The following is a 16,341-nucleotide window of genomic DNA, read 5'->3' as shown; positions in this document are numbered from 1 at the left end:
GGGACGTACCACCATGACGCTCGTCAAGGAAGCGCCCGCGCGCCCGGCGAAGAAGCGGTCCGCCGCTCCTGCCGCCGGGCGGCGCGGGCGGCGCCGCGAGAACCTCGCCGGCTATCTCTTCATGTCGCCGTGGATCGCGGGTTTCCTGCTGCTCACGGCGGGGCCGATGATCGCGTCGCTGTACTACGCGTTCACCAGCTACAACCTGTTCACGCCGCCCGAGTGGGTGGGGCTGGACAACTTCACGACGATGTTCCAGGACCCGCGCTGGCAGAAGTCGGTCGAGGTCACGCTGAAGTACGTCGTCGTGGCCACACCGCTGAAGCTGCTCCTCGCGCTCGGAGTGGCGCTGCTGCTCGCGCAGAGGCGGCGCGGACAGGCCCTGTACCGTGCCGCGTTCTACATGCCCTCGCTCATCGGCGCCAGCGTCTCCGTCGGCTTCGTGTGGCGGGCACTGTTCTCCGACGACGCCGTCGTGGACCGTACGCAGAAGATCTTCGGGCTCGACGTCGGCGGCTGGATCGGCAACCCGGACTATGTCCTGTACGCCCTGGTGGCTCTGAGTATCTGGCAGTTCGGTGCGCCGATGGTCATCTTCCTGGCCGGCCTCAAGCAGGTGCCGCGGGAGCTGTACGAGGCCGCCGAGGTGGACGGAGCCGGTCCCTTCCGACGGTTCTGGAACATCACCCTGCCGATGATCTCCCCGGTGCTGTTCTTCAACGTGCTGCTGGAGTCCATCCACGCGTTCCAGGTGTTCGGCTCCGCGTACGTCGTCTCCGACACCCGGTGCGGGCCCGCCGACGCCACGCTCGTCTACACCTGTTACCTCTACCAGAAGGGCTTCAAGGAGGCCCAGATGGGCTTCGCCTCCGCGATGGCCTGGACGCTGGTGATCGCGGTGGCGCTCGTCACGGCGGTCCTGTTCTGGTCGCAGAAGAAGTGGGTGCACTACGAGGAGGCCGCCAAGTGACCAGTGTCACCAGCCCTGTTGTGCGGACCGCGAACGAGCGGCGGCGCTTCGGATCGCTCGCCTGGCACGTGGGCGCGCTCGTCATCCTCGCGGTCATCCTGTATCCGGTGATCTGGGTGGTCGGGGCCGCCTTCAAGCCGGGCAAGGACATCATCGCCAGCCTCGACCTGCTGCCCACCAAGCCGGTCTGGGAGAACTTCTCCGGGCTCGCCGACGGCATCTCCGGCATCTCCATCACCAGCTTCTTCACCAACTCGCTGATGTACGCGGGCCTGGCCGTGGTCGGTGTGGTGCTCTCCAGCTCGCTGACGGCGTACGCCTTCGCCAAGATCCGGTTCGCCGGGCGGAACCTGCTGTTCACGCTGATGATCGGCACGCTGCTGCTGCCGTATCACGTACTGCTCATCCCGCAGTACGTGATGTTCCGCAAGCTCGAGCTCATCGACACGCTGGTGCCGCTCGTCGCGGGCAAGTTCCTGGCCACGGAGGCGTTCTTCGTCTTCCTGATGGTGCAGTTCATGCGCGGGCTGCCGCGCGAGCTCGACGAGGCCGCCAAGCTGGACGGCTGCGGGCACCTGAGGACCTACTGGTCCATCGTGCTGCCGCTGTGCCGCCCCGCCCTCATCACCAGCGCCATCTTCACCTTCATCAACGCGTGGAACGACTTCATGGGGCCGTTGATCTACCTCAACACCCCCGAGAAGTACACCGTTTCGCTCGGCCTGATGATGTTCCGCGACCAGGAGGGCATCTCCAACTACGGCAGCATGATCGCGATGTCGCTGGTGGCGCTGGTGCCGGTCATCGCCTTCTTCATGGCCTTCCAGCGCTACCTGATCGACGGTATGGCGACCTCCGGACTGAAGGGCTGAGGCGGTCACCATGGCCCAAGCACGCGTGAAGGCGCGCAAGGAGTCCGTCTTCGGCGAGCGGTTCGGCGTCTTCGCCGAGTGCCTGCTCACCGGGGTGTGGATCGCCGTGGCCTCGCTGGGGGTCGTCACCTACCCCGCCGCCTTCGCCGCCGGCGCGCGGCATCTGCGACGCCGTACGTCCCACGAGGCGGGCGGCTGGCGGGAGTTCGTCGCCGACTTCCGCTCGGCCCTTCGGGGCGGCTGGATCGCCGGGGCCGTCGGCTGGGCCGCGGCGGCCGCGGTCTGGGTGGACGTGCAGGCCGTGCGCGCCGGACTGCCCGGTGGCCCGCTCGTCGGCGCCGTCGGTCTCTTCGCGCTGATCGGCCTGGCCGTCGCCGGGCTGCGCGCGGCGGCGGTCTGGGTGCCCGGTGCCTCCTGGCGTGCGCTGCTCGCGGCTGCCGGGCGGCGTACGGTCCTGGACCCCGCCGGGTCCTTCCTGCTCGTCGGTGGGCTGGCCGTGGTGGCCTCCTCCGCCTTCTTCATCGCGCCGCTGGCGGTCCCCGTTCTGGGGGCCGTCGCGGCGGCGGCCGTAGCCGTTGAGGAGCGCCACCGCCGCCGGTGAGCCCTTCGCAGGTCGGCGCCCTCGGCGTCGTACCTCTCTCTGTCATGCCCCTGACTTCCCCGCACGGAAAGGAAAGGCCATGTCCCCCATTCCCCGCAGGTCCCTCCTCAAGGCGGCCGCCGTCGCCGGAGCCGCCGCACAGTTCAGCTGGGCCCTAGGGAGCACGAACGCCCAGGCCGCCCCGAGAGCCGAGGCCGCGGACCCGGTGACCCTGGACTGGCTGGAGGACGGCGGCCTTGGCGCCGCTCCCGGCTCCACCGTCGGCGTGCCCTGGCCGAAGGGCGCATACCAGGAGGACCAGACCTTCGCGCTCACGGACGCCGACGGCAAGGACGTGCCGGTGCAGTCCTGGCCGATCGCGTACTGGCCCGACGGATCCCTCAAGTGGACGGCACACGCGGTCAGTTCGGGCTCGGGCAAGCTCACCCTCGCTGCCGGGACGACCGCCGCCCCCGACAAGAAGGTGACCGTCGACAAGAGCGGCGGCACCATCGACATATCGACCGGGGTCATCACCGCGCAGATCGGCAAGAGCGGCTCCACGCTGGTGAAGTCGGTCAAGCGGGGCTCCGTCGAGATCGCCAAGAACGGCCGGCTCGTCCTCATCCGTCAGCCCGAGATCGAGGACGAGGACCAGGGCGCGGAGAAGTACGAGCGGTTCGAGAGTGTCATCGGTGAGGTGGCGGTCGAGCAGGAGGGCCCGATCCGTGCCGTCGTCCGCATCGACGGCAAGCACCGCAAGGGCAACCGCAGTTGGCTGCCCTTCTCCATCCGGCTGTACTTCTACGCGGGCGCCGACTCGTTCCGCATGGTGCACACCATCACGTTCGACGGGAAGCAGGAACCGGGGAAGGCGAGCGGCGACTTCATCCGCGGGCTCGGCGTCCGCTTCAGCGTGCCGATGCGCGACGCGGCGTACGACCGGCACATCCGGATCGGCGGCGAGGGCACCGGTCTGCTGCGTGAGGCCGTCAAGGGCATCACCGGACTGCGCCGCGACCCGGGCGCGGCCGTGCAGGCGGCCCAGTTCGCGGGCCAGAAGCTGCCCGACCCGTCCACCTGGGACCAGCGGGTGACAACCCGGCTGCAGTACATCCCCGAGTGGGGCGACTACACCCTCTCCCAGCTCTCCGCCGACGGCTTCGGGCTGCGCAAGCGGACGAAGAAGGGCCACGGCTGGATCGGCGCGGGCGGCGGACGCCGGGCGAGCGGCTTCGGCTACGTCGGCGGCCCCAGCGGCGGATTCTCCTTCGGCCTCAGGGACTTCTGGGAGAAGTACCCCGCACAGCTCGACATCCGCGACGCGCAGACCGACGAGGCCGAGGTCACCCTCTGGCTCTGGTCGCCCGAGGCGCAGCCCATGGACCTGCGCTTCTACCACGACGGCATGGGCCAGGACACCTTCGCCGAGCAGCTCGAAGGCCTCAACATCACCTACGAGGACTACGAACCCGAGTTCGGCACCCCGTACGGCATCGCCCGCACCTCCGAACTCCTCTTCTGGGCCAACGAGTCCACGCCCACACCCGAAAAGCTCGCCGAACAGGTCGCCGCCGTACGGGTGTTGCCGCAACTCGCCGCCCCGCCCAAGCAGCTCATCAAGGCCAAGGTCTTCGGCCCCGGCCTGTACTCCGAGCCGGACCGCTCCACGCCCGCCAAGGCGAAGATCGAGGACCACCTCGACTTCCTCTTCACCTACTACAAGGACCAGGTGGAGCAACGCCGCTGGTACGGCTTCTGGGACTACGGCGACATCATGCACACGTACGACACCGCCCGACACCAGTGGCGGTACGACATCGGCGGGTACGCCTGGGACAACTCCGAGCTGTCGCCGGATCTCTGGCTGTGGTTCGCGTATCTCCGCTCCGGCCGCGCGGACATCTTCCGCTTCGCCGAGGCGATGACCCGGCACACCGGCGAGGTCGACGTCTACCACCTCGGCCAGTGGGCGGGCCTCGGCACCCGGCACGGCGTACAGCACTACGCCGACAGCGCCAAGCAGCAGCGCATCGCCAACACCACCTACCGCCGCTACTACTACTTCCTCACGGCGGACGAGCGGGTCGGCGACCTCATGCACGCCAACGTCGACTCCGACGAGACGTTCCTGGTCCTCGACCCGATCCGCAAGATCCGCACCGAGCCGTACACCCCCGACCGGCACGCCCTGTCGATCGGCTTCGGTACGGACTGGAGCGGGCTGGCGTCGGCGTGGCTGACGGAGTGGGAACGCAAGGGCCCCAAGTGGGAGAAGGCCAAGGCGCGGGTGCTCTCCACCATGGAGACGATCGCCGCCCAGCCCAACGGCTTCGTCCAGGGCAGCGGGCTGTACGACCTCGACACCGGCAGATTCGCCGTCGCCGCGTCGCCCGTCGTCGGCGTCTCGCACCTCTCCGCCGTGTTCGGGCTCAACGAGTTGTGTGCCGAGCTGATCGACCTCGTCGACATGCCGAAGTTCAACGAGGCCTACTTCGACTACTGCCGCTACTTCAACGCCACCAAGGCCGAACAGGCGGCCCGCTACGGCTCGAACTTCGGCTCCCTGCTGCTCTTCCAGGGCCACTCGCGGCTCGACGCCTACGCCGCCGTCCAGACCGGCGACGAGACGCTCGCCAAACGCGCGTGGACGAAGTTCTACAGCTCCGACGGCTACATGGAGTCCTCGCCCTGGAAGACGGAACCGCTGAGCGGCCCGGTCACACTGGTTTCGGGCAGCGAGGCCACCTGGATCAGCACCAACGACACCTCCCTGTACGGCCTCGCCGCCATCGAGAACCTGGCGCTGCTCGGCGACAAGATGCCGTAGTGCCCTTCGGTTAGCGCATCCTCCCCAGCACCTCCCGCACCCGCCGCGCGTCCCGGATCCGCTGCTCGTACGTCGCACCGAGGGCGAGCAGCACCAGACCGGCGAGTGCGGGAGGTACCCAACGGGGCAGCGCGCCGGCCACCTGCACGAGGTACGGGGCGAGTTCGTGCAGCACGTCCAGGACGAGCACGGCGCCCCCGAGGACCAGCGGGGCCCGCAGCCGATGACGGGCGCCCACGAGCGTGACCGCGAGCGCCGCCGCCCCGAGCAGCAGGGGGCGCAGCCACTGAGGGTCACCCCAGGTCGCGAGGAGACTCGGCACGAACGTGACGGAAATCCCCGCTCCGTACGCCGTCCAGGACGAGGCCGTCGGGTCCTTGCGGCGCCTGACCACCCCCACCAGCAACGCCGGGACGGTCACCGGCAGCGTGTACGCCTCCGGGGAGCCGACGTCCCAGGCCGCCAGGCGGATCCAGGCGGCGAGTACGAACAGGGCGACGGCCGCGTATCCGACGGGGCGCCGGTCCGCTCGTACGGCGGTGCCCGCGGCGATCACCGCGCACAGGGCCAGGAGCAGGGCCAGCATCGGCGGATCACCGGCCGTGAGACCGAGGGCCGGCAGGCAGGCCGCGGCACCCGTCACCTCGACGGGCACGGTCGTCGGGGAGCCGCCGAGACGCGCCGCGAGCAGGGCCGCGACGGCCGGTACGACCAGCACCAGCAGTGCGGCGTGCTGCGGCTGCCAGCCGAGGGACGCCCCCACCGCACAGGCGAGGGCGGTGGCGTACCCGAGGGCCGCGGGTGCGCAGACCGGGCCGAGCTGCGGTTGCCCGGCCATGGTCGCGAACAGCACGGTCAGAGCGGCGAGGACGCCCAGCGTCACGCCCTCGGAGGCCAGCGCGAGGCACGCGAGGTTCACAGAGGTGAGGAGGGCCAGGACGAGGGGAGTCGACCGGGACTCCGTCGAACGGGCGTACGCCAGGGCTGTCACGGTCGTGAGTCCCTGCACCAACAGACCGACCATGTACGGGAGTTCGAGGACTGCGGGGAGTACGAGCGCCGTCGCCCAGGTGAGTGTCAGCGCGCCGGTGACGGCTCGCGGTCGCCCGGCCGTGCCACGTCCGACCGCGGCCAGCACGCCGGCGACGACCACGAGGACGACGGGGGCCATGGTCGCGTACGAAGGCCAGGGGGCATCGACCGTCACCGCGTCGCGGGCGGTCGCGGGAGACCCGGACCAGATCGACTTCAGCCGGCCGACCGGGCCCAACAGCACGACGGCGAACAGCGGCAGCGTCCACACCACGGCGGCGGCCTGTACAGAGCCGGAGGCCCAGGCGAGGCCGCGCCTCAGCGGCTCGGGGAGACGGGTGCGGAGCGCCGCCGACAGAGCGACGCCGAACGCCAGATACCCCACAACCGTCCAGCCGTCCGGCAGCGACGGGCGCAGCACCCCACCGAGCGCCGCGACCGTGATCAGGCCGCCGGTCAGAGCGAGCGCGGTGACGGCCTTCGGATTCGGGTCAGGCAGGTGCCGCGCCGCCGCCAGGGCGATCGCCGCGGCGAAGAGGAGGAGCGCCGCCGCACGGGCGGCGGCGCTCGGGCCGGTGGCCGTCCAGGACAGCCAGCCGGCCGCAAAGGTGGCCCAGCCCCCCGAGCCGTACGCGCCCACGGTGGCGACGAGACGTACGGACCGCAGGGGAACCCGGAGCGCGACGGCCGTGTCGAGCGCCGCCGTCAGCAGCAGCGCGGCCGTCATGGTGGGGGCGCCCGCGTCGGCGGCGGCCGCCCAGAGAATCAGCGGGAACTGGGCCGCGGCCATGGCCGCGGGCAGGGGCAGGTGCAGAAGGCCGGTCGCCCGCGGCCGGCCCGCGGGCAGGGGCGGGACGGCGGTCGCCGTCGACTGGTCCGAGCGCCGGTGCGGACCGCCGAGGACGAGCCCGTACCCCGCCCACACCGCCGCCAGCACCGCCGACGCGACCGCCGCGTACCCGAGACCGTCCACGCCCGGGAACGCCACCTCGTACAGCGCGTACACATCCAGGACCGTCAGGGCGAGACCGAGCCCCGCCACCGCCTCGGCCGTCGAGCGGAGCCTGCGCCTGAGCAGCGGCACCGGCCCGCCGAGCACCGCCAGCGTCACCGCGCCCAGCACCACCGCCCGCCCGGAGATCCCCATGCGGCCCCAGCTGACCAGGGTGAAAGCGATCGCGGCGATGGTCAGCAGGACGCCGCCGAGGACGAGGAGCACGTTCTGGACGCCGGGTGCGGTGGTCTCGGGCCGACGCGCGCGAGGGGGCGCGGGGGTCACGACCGGCTGGAGCGCGGCGATCAGCCAGGCGCGGCGTGCCAGCAACAGGGCCCGACGCGCGTCGAGTTGCCGCAGCTCGCCATCGAGGAGCCGCAACTCCTCGGCCGGGGGCGGAAAGTGGGTCATGCTCCGGAGTGTGGTCCCGGTCATGTTCGACGGCATGAGTGTGCGTACACATGTCGTACTCAGATGGCCGTTTGGGCACACTCCGTGCATGGACTGGAGTCATTACCGCTTCCGCTGCGTGTGGGAGCTGACCGCGCCGCCCGCCGACGTGTACGCCGCCCTGGAACAGGCCGATGACTACCCCCTCTGGTGGCCCCAGGTGCGCGAGGTGAACCGTATCGATGACTGCAGCGGCACGATTCGGATCCGCTCACTCCTGCCGTACGACCTGGTGTTCGACGCCCAGGAAGTGCGGCGCGACCCCACGGCCGGTGTCCTGGAGATCGCCATGACCGGCGACCTCGACGGCTGGGCGCGCTGGACGCTCACGTCCGACGGTTTTGGCACCCGGGCCCGATACGACCAGGAGGTGGACGTGAGAAAGCCCTTGATGCGGCGGCTCGCCGTGCCGGGACGCCCCGTCTTCCGCGCCAATCACGCCCTGATGATGCGCGCGGGACAGCGGGGTCTTACGGCCTACCTGGAAGCGGTTTGAACGACACCCCCGGGGACCTGTATTGTTCAGTGCGTTCCCGGGCGATTAGCTCAGTGGGAGAGCGCTTCGTTCACACCGAAGAGGTCACTGGTTCGAACCCAGTATCGCCCACCGGGAAAGGCCGGTCCGTCACACACGGACCGGCCTTTTTGCATGCACAGGCCGATCAGGCCGCTGCCGACAGCTCCGGACGCAGCGGCCACGCCGGATCCACCGCCTCCTCCGAACCACTGCGCGCGAACCATGTCTGCAGGCCACGCGCCTGTGCCGCGTGCCACACCGCCTGCAAGGTGTGCAACTCGGCCGGGGAGAGCCGCTCCAGCCGGGCCGCGAAACGGCGCCCGACCGCTCGTACGACATCCATCGAGGCCAGCGCGTCGGCCTCCGCGTCATGCGCGCCCTCCAGCGCCACCCCGTAGTGCGCGCACAGATCGGTCAGCGTGCGACGACCCTTGCGATAGCGGTCCAGATGTTTGTCGAGGACCCTCGGATCGAGCACCAGCAGCGGCGCCGTCTCGAACCAGCGATCCAGGCAGGAGGCACGATGACGGCGCAACTCCCGGTCCAACAGCGTCAGATCGAACGGCGCGTTCATCACCACGAGAGGACGGCCCGCCGCCGCCTGCTCGCCCAGCATCCTGGCTATCTCGTCCATCACCGGCGACGGCCAACGGCCGTTGCGCTGCAGATGTTCATCCGTCAGCCCGTGCACCGCCGTCGCCCCCTCGGGCACCGGCACTCCCGGGTTCACCAGCCACCGGGTCACCCGTGGCCGGGAACCCGCGGCGTCCTGGACGACGACGGCGGCCGACACGATCCTGTCGGTCTCGACGTCCACGCCCGTGGTCTCCGTGTCGAACGCGGCCAAAGGGCCCTCGTACCAGCACGTCATATGGACACAACTCCTCGTTCACCCACGGCAGCTGACGCACCGTCTTCTGCCCGTTTGGTGATACCCGGGCTGTTTGCGCCGTACGCCGGAAGGAGACAACAGAGGTACGGGTCTTTGCAGATCAGCGACCCGACGCGCGGACTCTCCTGGCTTGGAAGGCTGTTGGACTCATGGCACTCGCGCAGCCCGAGCGGGGCGGGCTGCTGCCCCAGCGGACGGCACCCCATCGCGGCACACTCGCCACCACCGCCTGCATGGAGACACTTCAGGTGGGCTACTTGCACGCCGTCGCGGCGGCTGCCGGCTGCTCGCTGTCCCAGCCCTTTCCCGACAACGGCATCGACTGGCACGTCAGCCACAGCGCCCCCGGGCACACGGTCGACGACGAAGTCACCATCAAGGTGCAACTCAAGTGCACGTACCAGATCCCGCCGAACCCGCCGGGGCCCGCCTTCTCCTTCACGCTCGACAACGCCCACCTGGAGAAGCTGGCCCGCACCCCGGTCTCGGTGCACAAAATACTGGTCGTGATGCTCGTGCCCAGATCCCAGGACGACTGGCTGCGCGCCAGCCACGACCGCCTCGACCTGCGGCACTGCTGCTACTGGACCAACCTCGCCGGCCACGCCATCACCGGCCGGACCCGGACCACCGTGCGAATACCGACCTCGCGCATCTTCGACGACCGGGCGCTCTGCGAGATGATGACGCGAGTCGGGACGGGAGGCAGACCGTGACGCACCGCCCGATCGACGAACCCCTCCGGCCGGTCAGGCCGCACCCCGTCGAGGACCAGTGGCCCGAGCCGCCCGAGCCCGGCCAGGTCGACCCCGCCGTGCTCAGCGCACTCCTGCACCGACACGGCTGGCAGCGCCGCGGGGGAGCGGCGGGACGGTACGGCAGGTGGACCCCACCGGGACCCGCCGGCGGCGGCACGAGCCTGCTCGTGCCGGAGAACCGGGCCTTCCCCGACAGCGACGACCTGCTCGGCGAGGCGCTCGTCGCGCTCTCCCGCAGCGGTTCGCCGTCCGCGCGCGACGTGCTGGTCGCGCTCGCCGTGCCCAGCGACGAGATCCGCTGGTGGCGCGACGTCCCGACCGGACCGGTCGGCGCCACGCCCTGGAGCGTCGAGGAGCGGCTGCGCATGGCCGCCCGCCAGATGTTGCTCGCGGCGGCGCTCGCCACGCGTGCGCGTGCGGGCTATTACGGCGCCCGGCACCGCAGGCCCGCCGCCGCGGCCCTGGAGAACGTCCTCGTCGGCGCCGACCCCGGCGGACGCCGACTCACCGCCTTCGTGCCCGTCACCACCGGCCGACCGCTCTCCGTACGCCTGCACCAGGCGCTGTACGCCGCCCGTGAGGCCATCGACTACCAGCGGGCCACCGGCGGCATGGACGCCTTCGACGCGGCCGTCGAGGCGGGCGTCAGCCACGAACTCACCGAGGCCGTCGTCGCCCTCGTCCGCGGCACGGAGGGCGCCCGCATCGCCGTCGAGTGGGCACCCGCCGCCGGAGTCCCCGAGGGCTGCACGGCCCCCGCCGAGGCCATCGAGTTCTCGCCCGGCGACCTGCCCGTGCTGCGCCAGGCCGGGGCCCGCTATCTGCGCGAGGAGCCGTCCATGCCGGTGCGCATCACGGGTGCCGTGGTGCGGATGCGCAGGTCGGAGCCGCGCGGCGAGGGCACCGTCCGGCTGCGGGTCATCGCCGGGGCGGAGGTCTCGCACGTCCGGATGACCCTCGATGAGGAGGCGTACCGAATAGCGGGACAGGCGCATCTGGTGGGACTGCCGGTGCGGGTGCACGGGCGGCTGGAGAGCCGCGGCGGATTCCGTCGGCTCACCGACGCCTCCGGAGTCGTGCCCGTGCAGGTCGACGAGGCCGAGCGGGACCGGCTGATGAAGTCGCTCCAGGAGAACCTGGACTTCTTCGAGGAGGCGTGCAGCGGGGACTGAGAGCGGCTGTGACCAGCGGAAAGGTTAACCGTTTCGCGGGTGACGTCTCCGGCTCGGTACGATTCCCGGTGCGTGCGTGGTTACGTACGCGACCACCTTCAGTCAGGAGAGACCGGTGTCAGACGTCCGTGTGATCATCCAACGCGATTCCGAGCGGGAAGAGCGCGCGGTGACGACGGGCACTACGGCCGCCGATCTCTTCGCCGGTGAGCGCACCATCGTCGCCGCCCGCGTGCGTGGCGAGCTCAAGGATCTCGCGTACGCGCTGGCCGAGGGGGACGAGGTCGAGCCGGTCGAGATCTCCTCCGAGGACGGCCTGAACATCCTGCGCCACTCCACCGCGCACGTCATGGCCCAGGCCGTGCAGGAGCTCTTCCCCGAGGCGAAGCTGGGCATCGGCCCGCCGGTCAAGGACGGCTTCTACTACGACTTCGACGTCGAGAAGCCCTTCCACCCCGATGACCTCAAGGCCATCGAGAAGAAGATGCAGGAGATCCAGAAGCGCGGGCAGCGCTTCTCGCGGCGCGTCGTGACCGACGAGGCGGCCCGCGAGGAGCTGGCCGACGAGCCCTACAAGCTGGAGCTCATCGGGATCAAGGGATCCGCGTCCTCGGACGACGGCGCGGACGTCGAGGTGGGCGGCGGCGAGCTGACCATCTACGACAACCTCGACGCCAAGACCGGCGAGCTGTGCTGGAAGGACCTCTGCCGCGGTCCCCACCTGCCCACCACCCGGAACATCCCGGCGTTCAAGCTGATGCGCAACGCCTCGGCATACTGGCGCGGCAGCGAGAAGAACCAGCAGCTCCAGCGCATCTACGGCACCGCCTGGCCGACCAAGGACGAGCTGAAGGCGCACCTCGACTTCCTCGCCGAGGCGGAGAAGCGCGACCACCGCAAGCTCGGCTCCGAGCTGGACCTGTTCTCCATCCCGGAGCAGATCGGCTCCGGCCTCGCCGTCTTCCACCCCAAGGGCGGCGTCATCCGCCGGGTCATGGAGGACTACTCGCGGCGCCGCCACGAGGAAGAGGGCTACGAGTTCGTCTACACCCCGCACGCCACCAAGGGGAAGCTCTTCGAGACCTCGGGCCACCTGGACTGGTACGCCGACGGCATGTACCCGCCCATGCAGCTCGACGAGGGCGTGGACTACTACCTCAAGCCCATGAACTGCCCGATGCACAACCTGATCTTCGACGCGCGCGGCCGCTCGTACCGTGAACTGCCGCTGCGCCTCTTCGAGTTCGGGACCGTGTACCGGTACGAGAAGTCGGGCGTCGTGCACGGCCTGACCCGGGCCCGCGGCTTCACCCAGGACGACGCGCACATCTACTGCACGCGCGAGCAGATGGCCGACGAGCTCGACAAGACGCTCACCTTCGTGCTGAACCTGCTGCGGGACTACGGCCTCACCGACTTCTATCTGGAGCTGTCCACCAAGGACCCGGAGAAGTCCGTCGGCTCCGACGAGGCCTGGGAGGAGGCCACCGAGACGCTGCGGCAGGTGGCCGAGAAGCAGGGCCTTCCCCTGGTCCCGGACCCGGGTGGCGCCGCGTTCTACGGGCCGAAGATCTCCGTCCAGACCAAGGATGCGATCGGCCGGACCTGGCAGATGTCGACGGTGCAGCTCGACTTCAACCTGCCGGAGCGGTTCGACCTGGAGTACACCGGACCGGACGGCTCCAAGCAGCGGCCGGTCATGATCCACCGTGCGCTCTTCGGCTCTATCGAGCGCTTCTTCGCGGTGCTCCTCGAGCACTACGCGGGCGCGTTCCCGGCCTGGCTGGCGCCCGTGCAGGCGGTCGGCATCCCGATCGGCGACGCGCACGTCGAGTACCTGGAGAAGTTCGCCGTCGAGGCGCGGAAGAAGGGCCTGCGCGTCGAGGTCGACTCGTCGTCGGACCGCATGCAGAAGAAAATCCGCAACGCGCAGAAGCAGAAGGTGCCCTTCATGGTCATCGCGGGCGACGAGGACATGGCGGCCGGCGCTGTCTCCTTCCGCTACCGCGACGGCTCGCAGGAGAACGGCATCCCGGTCGACGAGGCGATCGCCAAGATCGTGAAGGTCGTCGAGGAACGCGCGCAGGTCTGACGCGTACGGCGATTCTCTGACGCCTGTGTCGCGTATGTCGTGCGAGGCCCCCGGGATGCTCAGGCTCCCGGGGGCCTTTCGTCGCCCTCGCGCGCGAACACCTGCAACAGCCACGACGAGAACGACCCCGTCACCGCGCCGAGCAGCGCCAGGCCGCAGGCCATCAGCCCCACGGCGATCACTCGTCCCCACCGCGTCACGGGGGTGACATCGCCGTAGCCGACCGTCGCGAGTGTGGAGCAGGTCCACCACACCGAGTCCCCGAAGGTGAGGATCGTCGCGTTCGGCGCCGCGTGCTCCACCTGATAGACGGCGAGGGCACCGGCGAAGCCCAGGAGGGTCACGGAGAGGGTCGCGTACGTGATCACGCGCGCGTGCAGGCTGAATCGGGGCTGTCCGTGGCGGCGCTGTACCGCGTCGTAGAGCTTGACGATCCGCAGCGGGCGCAGCAGGGGCAGGGCGAGTACCAGGGTGTCCAGCCAGTGTGTCCGTACGAAGCGCAGGCGCTGCCCGCTCAGCCGCCAGCGCACGGCGTAGTCGACGGCGAACAGGGCCCAGGTGACGAGCAGGGCCGCCAGGCAGGCGTTCTTCCACTCCTCGGCCAGGCCGTGGGCCAGGACAAGGGCGGCGTACAGGGAGAGAAACAGCAGTGACCCCAGGCCGAGCGGGATCTCGGTGCGCCGCTCCCAGCGGGCCTGTGGGCTGTCGTCGTCCATTGCGCCAGCTTGGCCGCAGGTCCTTTTGTACGGCCCCCGCCGACACGCCGCGAACGGGCGAAGCCATATGCTTCCCCACATGACGAGTGAGCCGGAGCAGCAGATCGGAGTGGGAACGCAGGACGCGTTCCAGCGCTTGTGGACGCCCCACCGGATGGCTTACATCCAGGGCGAGAACAAGCCCACCGGCCCGGGGGCCGAGGACGGCTGTCCGTTCTGCTCGATCCCTGCCAAGTCCGACGAGGACGGGCTCATCGTCAAGCGCGGTGAGCAGGTGTACTCGGTGCTCAACCTGTACCCGTACAACGGCGGCCACCTCATGGTCGTGCCCTACCGCCACGTCGCGGACTACACCGACCTGACCGCCCCGGAGACCGCAGAACTCGGTGAGCTGACCAAGCAGGCGATGACCGCGCTGCGCACCGCCTCGGGCGCGCACGGCTTCAACATCGGTATGAACCAGGGCACTGTGGCGGGTGCGGGCATCGCCGCGCACCTCCACCAGCACATCGTGCCTCGCTGGGGCGGCGACACGAACTTCATGCCGGTCGTAGGCCACACCAGGGTCCTGCCCCAGCTCCTCGCGGACACCCGCAAGATGCTGGCAGAGGCCTGGCCGACGCGGTAATCGGCCGCTGTGCCGGGGCGCCTTGTCGCGGGCGCCCTGGCAGACGCGCCCCTCAGGGGGCGCGGGGCCGTGACATGTGCGGCTCCGGCGCGTGGGTGCGACCAGCCCACCACGACCCGCACCGAACCCACCGCCGTTTCCCCGCGAATCCGCCGGAAGTCTACGCGTCGTAGGCGTCCGCCTTCCGCGGCGACGGGTCCTGGACCGCTCCGCTGAGGAACGACGAGCGGTTGCCGAACTTCTCCGTGTCGACGCCGTTCTCGTCGAGGACCTTGATCGCCGCTGCGTGCACCACGCGGAGCACGGGCGTCGCGGCGCGCAGCGCGTCGTCGGCCATGAAGCGGTGCCGCCACGGCTGGTCGGCCCAGGCGTGCCGGAGGCCGAAGGGCTCGGGGAGTGTCAGGGAGCCGCCGAGCCAGTTCAGCAGCGGTGGGTACCCGGTGAGCGGGGCGCGCGCCGCGAGTCGCACGACCTCGTCGGTGGTGACCAGCGGCAGCTTCACCTTGCGGGTCTCCCAGAACTTGACGGCCTTGGCGACCTCTTTTGTCGGCGCCTCGGGCTTGCTGGTGAACAGCGAGTGCACGGGCCCCAGCGCATGGCCGGTGATCTCGATGCGCAGTGTCTCGTGCAGCACGGTCACGGTGATCAGCATGGTGATGATCAACTGGCCGTCCCACAGCGTCCACTGAACGCCGAGGTAGTGCCGGTCGCCGCTGCCGAACTGCTGCTTGTTGCAGATGTCCTGTATGGCGTGGGTCTTGATCGTGTACGCCTCCACGTCCGTACCGCCCGGGCGCGACACCGCTTTGGCGTTCTCGCCGACCGGCGAGACGATCCAGTGCTTTATCGAAGGCTTCGTAAAACCACCGGTGTTGAGCGGGCCGCGCTCCAGCATGCGGAGCTTGTCGTGGACGGAGCGGATGACGTCCCAGCTGCGGAAGGGGTGGATCTCCTTGTCCGGGTCCTTGGGCACCAGGTCCTCGGCGAGCTGCCAGCTGCCCCAGCGGGTGCCCATGCCGAGTATGCCCTTGGGGCCGGCGTAGAAGACCGAGTTCGACTGCTGCTCGGCGCTGAGGTTGGCCAGGGACTGGCGCAGCCGCTCGGCCGCGGTCTCGCCCGGGCTGCCGGGCACGGCCTCGGGGATCTTGGCGCCGATGCCGCCGCCGGACAGGAGGCTGTCCCAGCGCTCGCGCAGGTCTTTGGCGGTGCGCTCGCAGATCTGCTTGGCCCAGAGCCAGCCGACGACCGGGAGGACGACCGACGCGCGTGCGTACCAGGCCCAGAAGCCGGTGAACGGCATGCGGATGAGGAAGAGCACGGCGAAGGCGCCGACGGCGACCAGGAGCGCGGTGGCGAGGGCGCCGGCGCGCTTGTTCGTCTGCTTGGCGATCATGGATCGGAGCTGGAAGACCAGCAGCCAGGCCAGGAGTCCGGGCAGGAAGAGCACGCCGCACAGCACCATCACGGCCGACAGCCAGTTGTCCCGCTCCCTGCGGATGCGGTTCGCCGCGAGACAGTGCTCCACGACGACTTGCGGTTCGGTGCCGAAGGACTGGATGAGCGGCTTGCGCTCCGCGCCCAGCATGCGGTCCACCACTGCCCGCCCGAAGGCCTCGCCGAGGTTGGGCTTGAAGATCGTCGCCCACTTGCGGCCGGAACTGACGGTGGACTCGTGCCATTCGTTGTTGGCTTTGAGGATCTCCGTGACGTCGCTGTCCCGGTACGCCGCCGAAGCGAGGGCGAAGGTCGCCGCCGTCTGGCCCGCGGAGCCCGAGAGCGGCACCTGCGCCCCGGGAGTGAAATCGAAACCGTCGAACGCCACTTCCGCCCCCATCGCC

Annotated in this window: 13 protein-coding genes and 1 tRNA gene; 10 read left to right on the top strand and 4 right to left on the bottom strand. The window is 70.0% G+C overall.

Annotated elements, in window-relative coordinates; genetic code table 11:
* Positions 1-13 precede the first annotated feature (13 nt).
* From ACX28W_RS02475 to ACX28W_RS02460, 4 genes are all read left to right on the top strand, one after another.
* On the top strand, positions 14-970 hold the full coding sequence (locus ACX28W_RS02475; RefSeq protein WP_458997083.1) for a carbohydrate ABC transporter permease: 957 nt from the start codon (positions 14-16) through the stop codon (positions 968-970).
* Positions 967-1,842, top strand: coding sequence for a carbohydrate ABC transporter permease (locus ACX28W_RS02470; protein ID WP_458997082.1), 876 nt, complete (start codon positions 967-969; stop codon positions 1,840-1,842). The genes ACX28W_RS02475 and ACX28W_RS02470 overlap by 4 nt, the downstream gene beginning before the upstream one ends.
* Positions 1,843-1,852: 10 nt before the next feature.
* Positions 1,853-2,443 (top strand): hypothetical protein, encoded by a 591-nt coding sequence (locus tag ACX28W_RS02465; RefSeq protein WP_458997081.1) that lies wholly within the window; start codon positions 1,853-1,855, stop codon positions 2,441-2,443.
* A 79-nt stretch (positions 2,444-2,522) separates the two neighbouring features.
* Entirely contained in the window at positions 2,523-5,252 is a 2,730-nt protein-coding gene (locus ACX28W_RS02460) for an exo-rhamnogalacturonan lyase family protein (RefSeq protein WP_458997080.1), read from the top strand.
* A gap of 10 nt (positions 5,253-5,262) precedes the next feature.
* On the opposite strand, the gene ACX28W_RS02455 is transcribed toward ACX28W_RS02460, so the two are convergent.
* On the bottom strand, positions 5,263-7,689 hold the full coding sequence (locus ACX28W_RS02455) for an SCO7613 C-terminal domain-containing membrane protein (RefSeq protein WP_458997079.1): 2,427 nt from the start codon (positions 7,687-7,689) through the stop codon (positions 5,263-5,265).
* 88 nt (positions 7,690-7,777) lie between these two features.
* Here ACX28W_RS02455 and ACX28W_RS02450 point away from each other — a divergent pair, with 88 nt between their 5' ends.
* Both ACX28W_RS02450 and ACX28W_RS02445 read left to right on the top strand, forming a co-directional pair.
* On the top strand, positions 7,778-8,224 hold the full coding sequence (locus ACX28W_RS02450; RefSeq protein WP_458997078.1) for an SRPBCC family protein: 447 nt from the start codon (positions 7,778-7,780) through the stop codon (positions 8,222-8,224).
* 39 nt (positions 8,225-8,263) lie between these two features.
* Positions 8,264-8,335 (top strand) — tRNA-Val (locus ACX28W_RS02445).
* Positions 8,336-8,390: 55 nt separating this feature from the next.
* On the opposite strand, the gene ACX28W_RS02440 is transcribed toward ACX28W_RS02445, so the two are convergent.
* Complete coding sequence (locus tag ACX28W_RS02440) at positions 8,391-9,116, bottom strand: exonuclease domain-containing protein (RefSeq protein WP_458997077.1); 726 nt, start codon at positions 9,114-9,116, stop codon at positions 8,391-8,393.
* A gap of 170 nt (positions 9,117-9,286) precedes the next feature.
* On the opposite strand from ACX28W_RS02440, the gene ACX28W_RS02435 reads away from it, so the two are divergent.
* The 3 genes from ACX28W_RS02435 (at position 9,287) to thrS (ending at position 13,159) form a co-directional block, all read left to right on the top strand.
* Complete coding sequence (locus ACX28W_RS02435) at positions 9,287-9,853, top strand: DUF4365 domain-containing protein (RefSeq protein WP_362069818.1); 567 nt, start codon at positions 9,287-9,289, stop codon at positions 9,851-9,853.
* Positions 9,850-11,067, top strand: coding sequence for a hypothetical protein (locus ACX28W_RS02430; RefSeq protein ID WP_458997076.1), 1,218 nt, complete (start codon positions 9,850-9,852; stop codon positions 11,065-11,067). The genes ACX28W_RS02435 and ACX28W_RS02430 overlap by 4 nt, the downstream gene beginning before the upstream one ends.
* A gap of 115 nt (positions 11,068-11,182) precedes the next feature.
* Complete coding sequence (gene thrS, locus ACX28W_RS02425) at positions 11,183-13,159, top strand: threonine--tRNA ligase (protein WP_458997075.1); 1,977 nt, start codon at positions 11,183-11,185, stop codon at positions 13,157-13,159.
* 59 nt (positions 13,160-13,218) lie between these two features.
* On the opposite strand, the gene ACX28W_RS02420 is transcribed toward thrS, so the two are convergent.
* The gene (locus ACX28W_RS02420; RefSeq protein WP_458997074.1) at positions 13,219-13,875 is read right to left on the bottom strand and encodes a potassium channel family protein; all 657 of its coding nucleotides are present in this window, start codon (positions 13,873-13,875) and stop codon (positions 13,219-13,221) included.
* 67 nt (positions 13,876-13,942) lie between these two features.
* On the opposite strand from ACX28W_RS02420, the gene ACX28W_RS02415 reads away from it, so the two are divergent.
* Positions 13,943-14,503 carry an HIT family protein gene (locus ACX28W_RS02415; protein ID WP_458997073.1) on the top strand — a complete coding sequence of 187 codons (561 nt, stop codon included), beginning with the start codon at positions 13,943-13,945 and terminating at the stop codon, positions 14,501-14,503.
* A 160-nt stretch (positions 14,504-14,663) separates the two neighbouring features.
* Here the strand turns inward: ACX28W_RS02415 and ACX28W_RS02410 are convergent, their stop codons facing one another.
* Positions 14,664-16,337: a CvpA family protein gene (locus tag ACX28W_RS02410; RefSeq protein WP_458997072.1), complete on the bottom strand. Its 1,674-nt coding sequence runs from the start codon at positions 16,335-16,337 to the stop codon at positions 14,664-14,666.
* Positions 16,338-16,341: the final 4 nt, after the last annotated feature.

This window comes from Streptomyces sp. SD15 (genome assembly GCF_054462255.1).
Note: the sequence above shows the minus strand (reverse complement) of the source record. Positions and strands in the feature narration are given on the sequence as shown.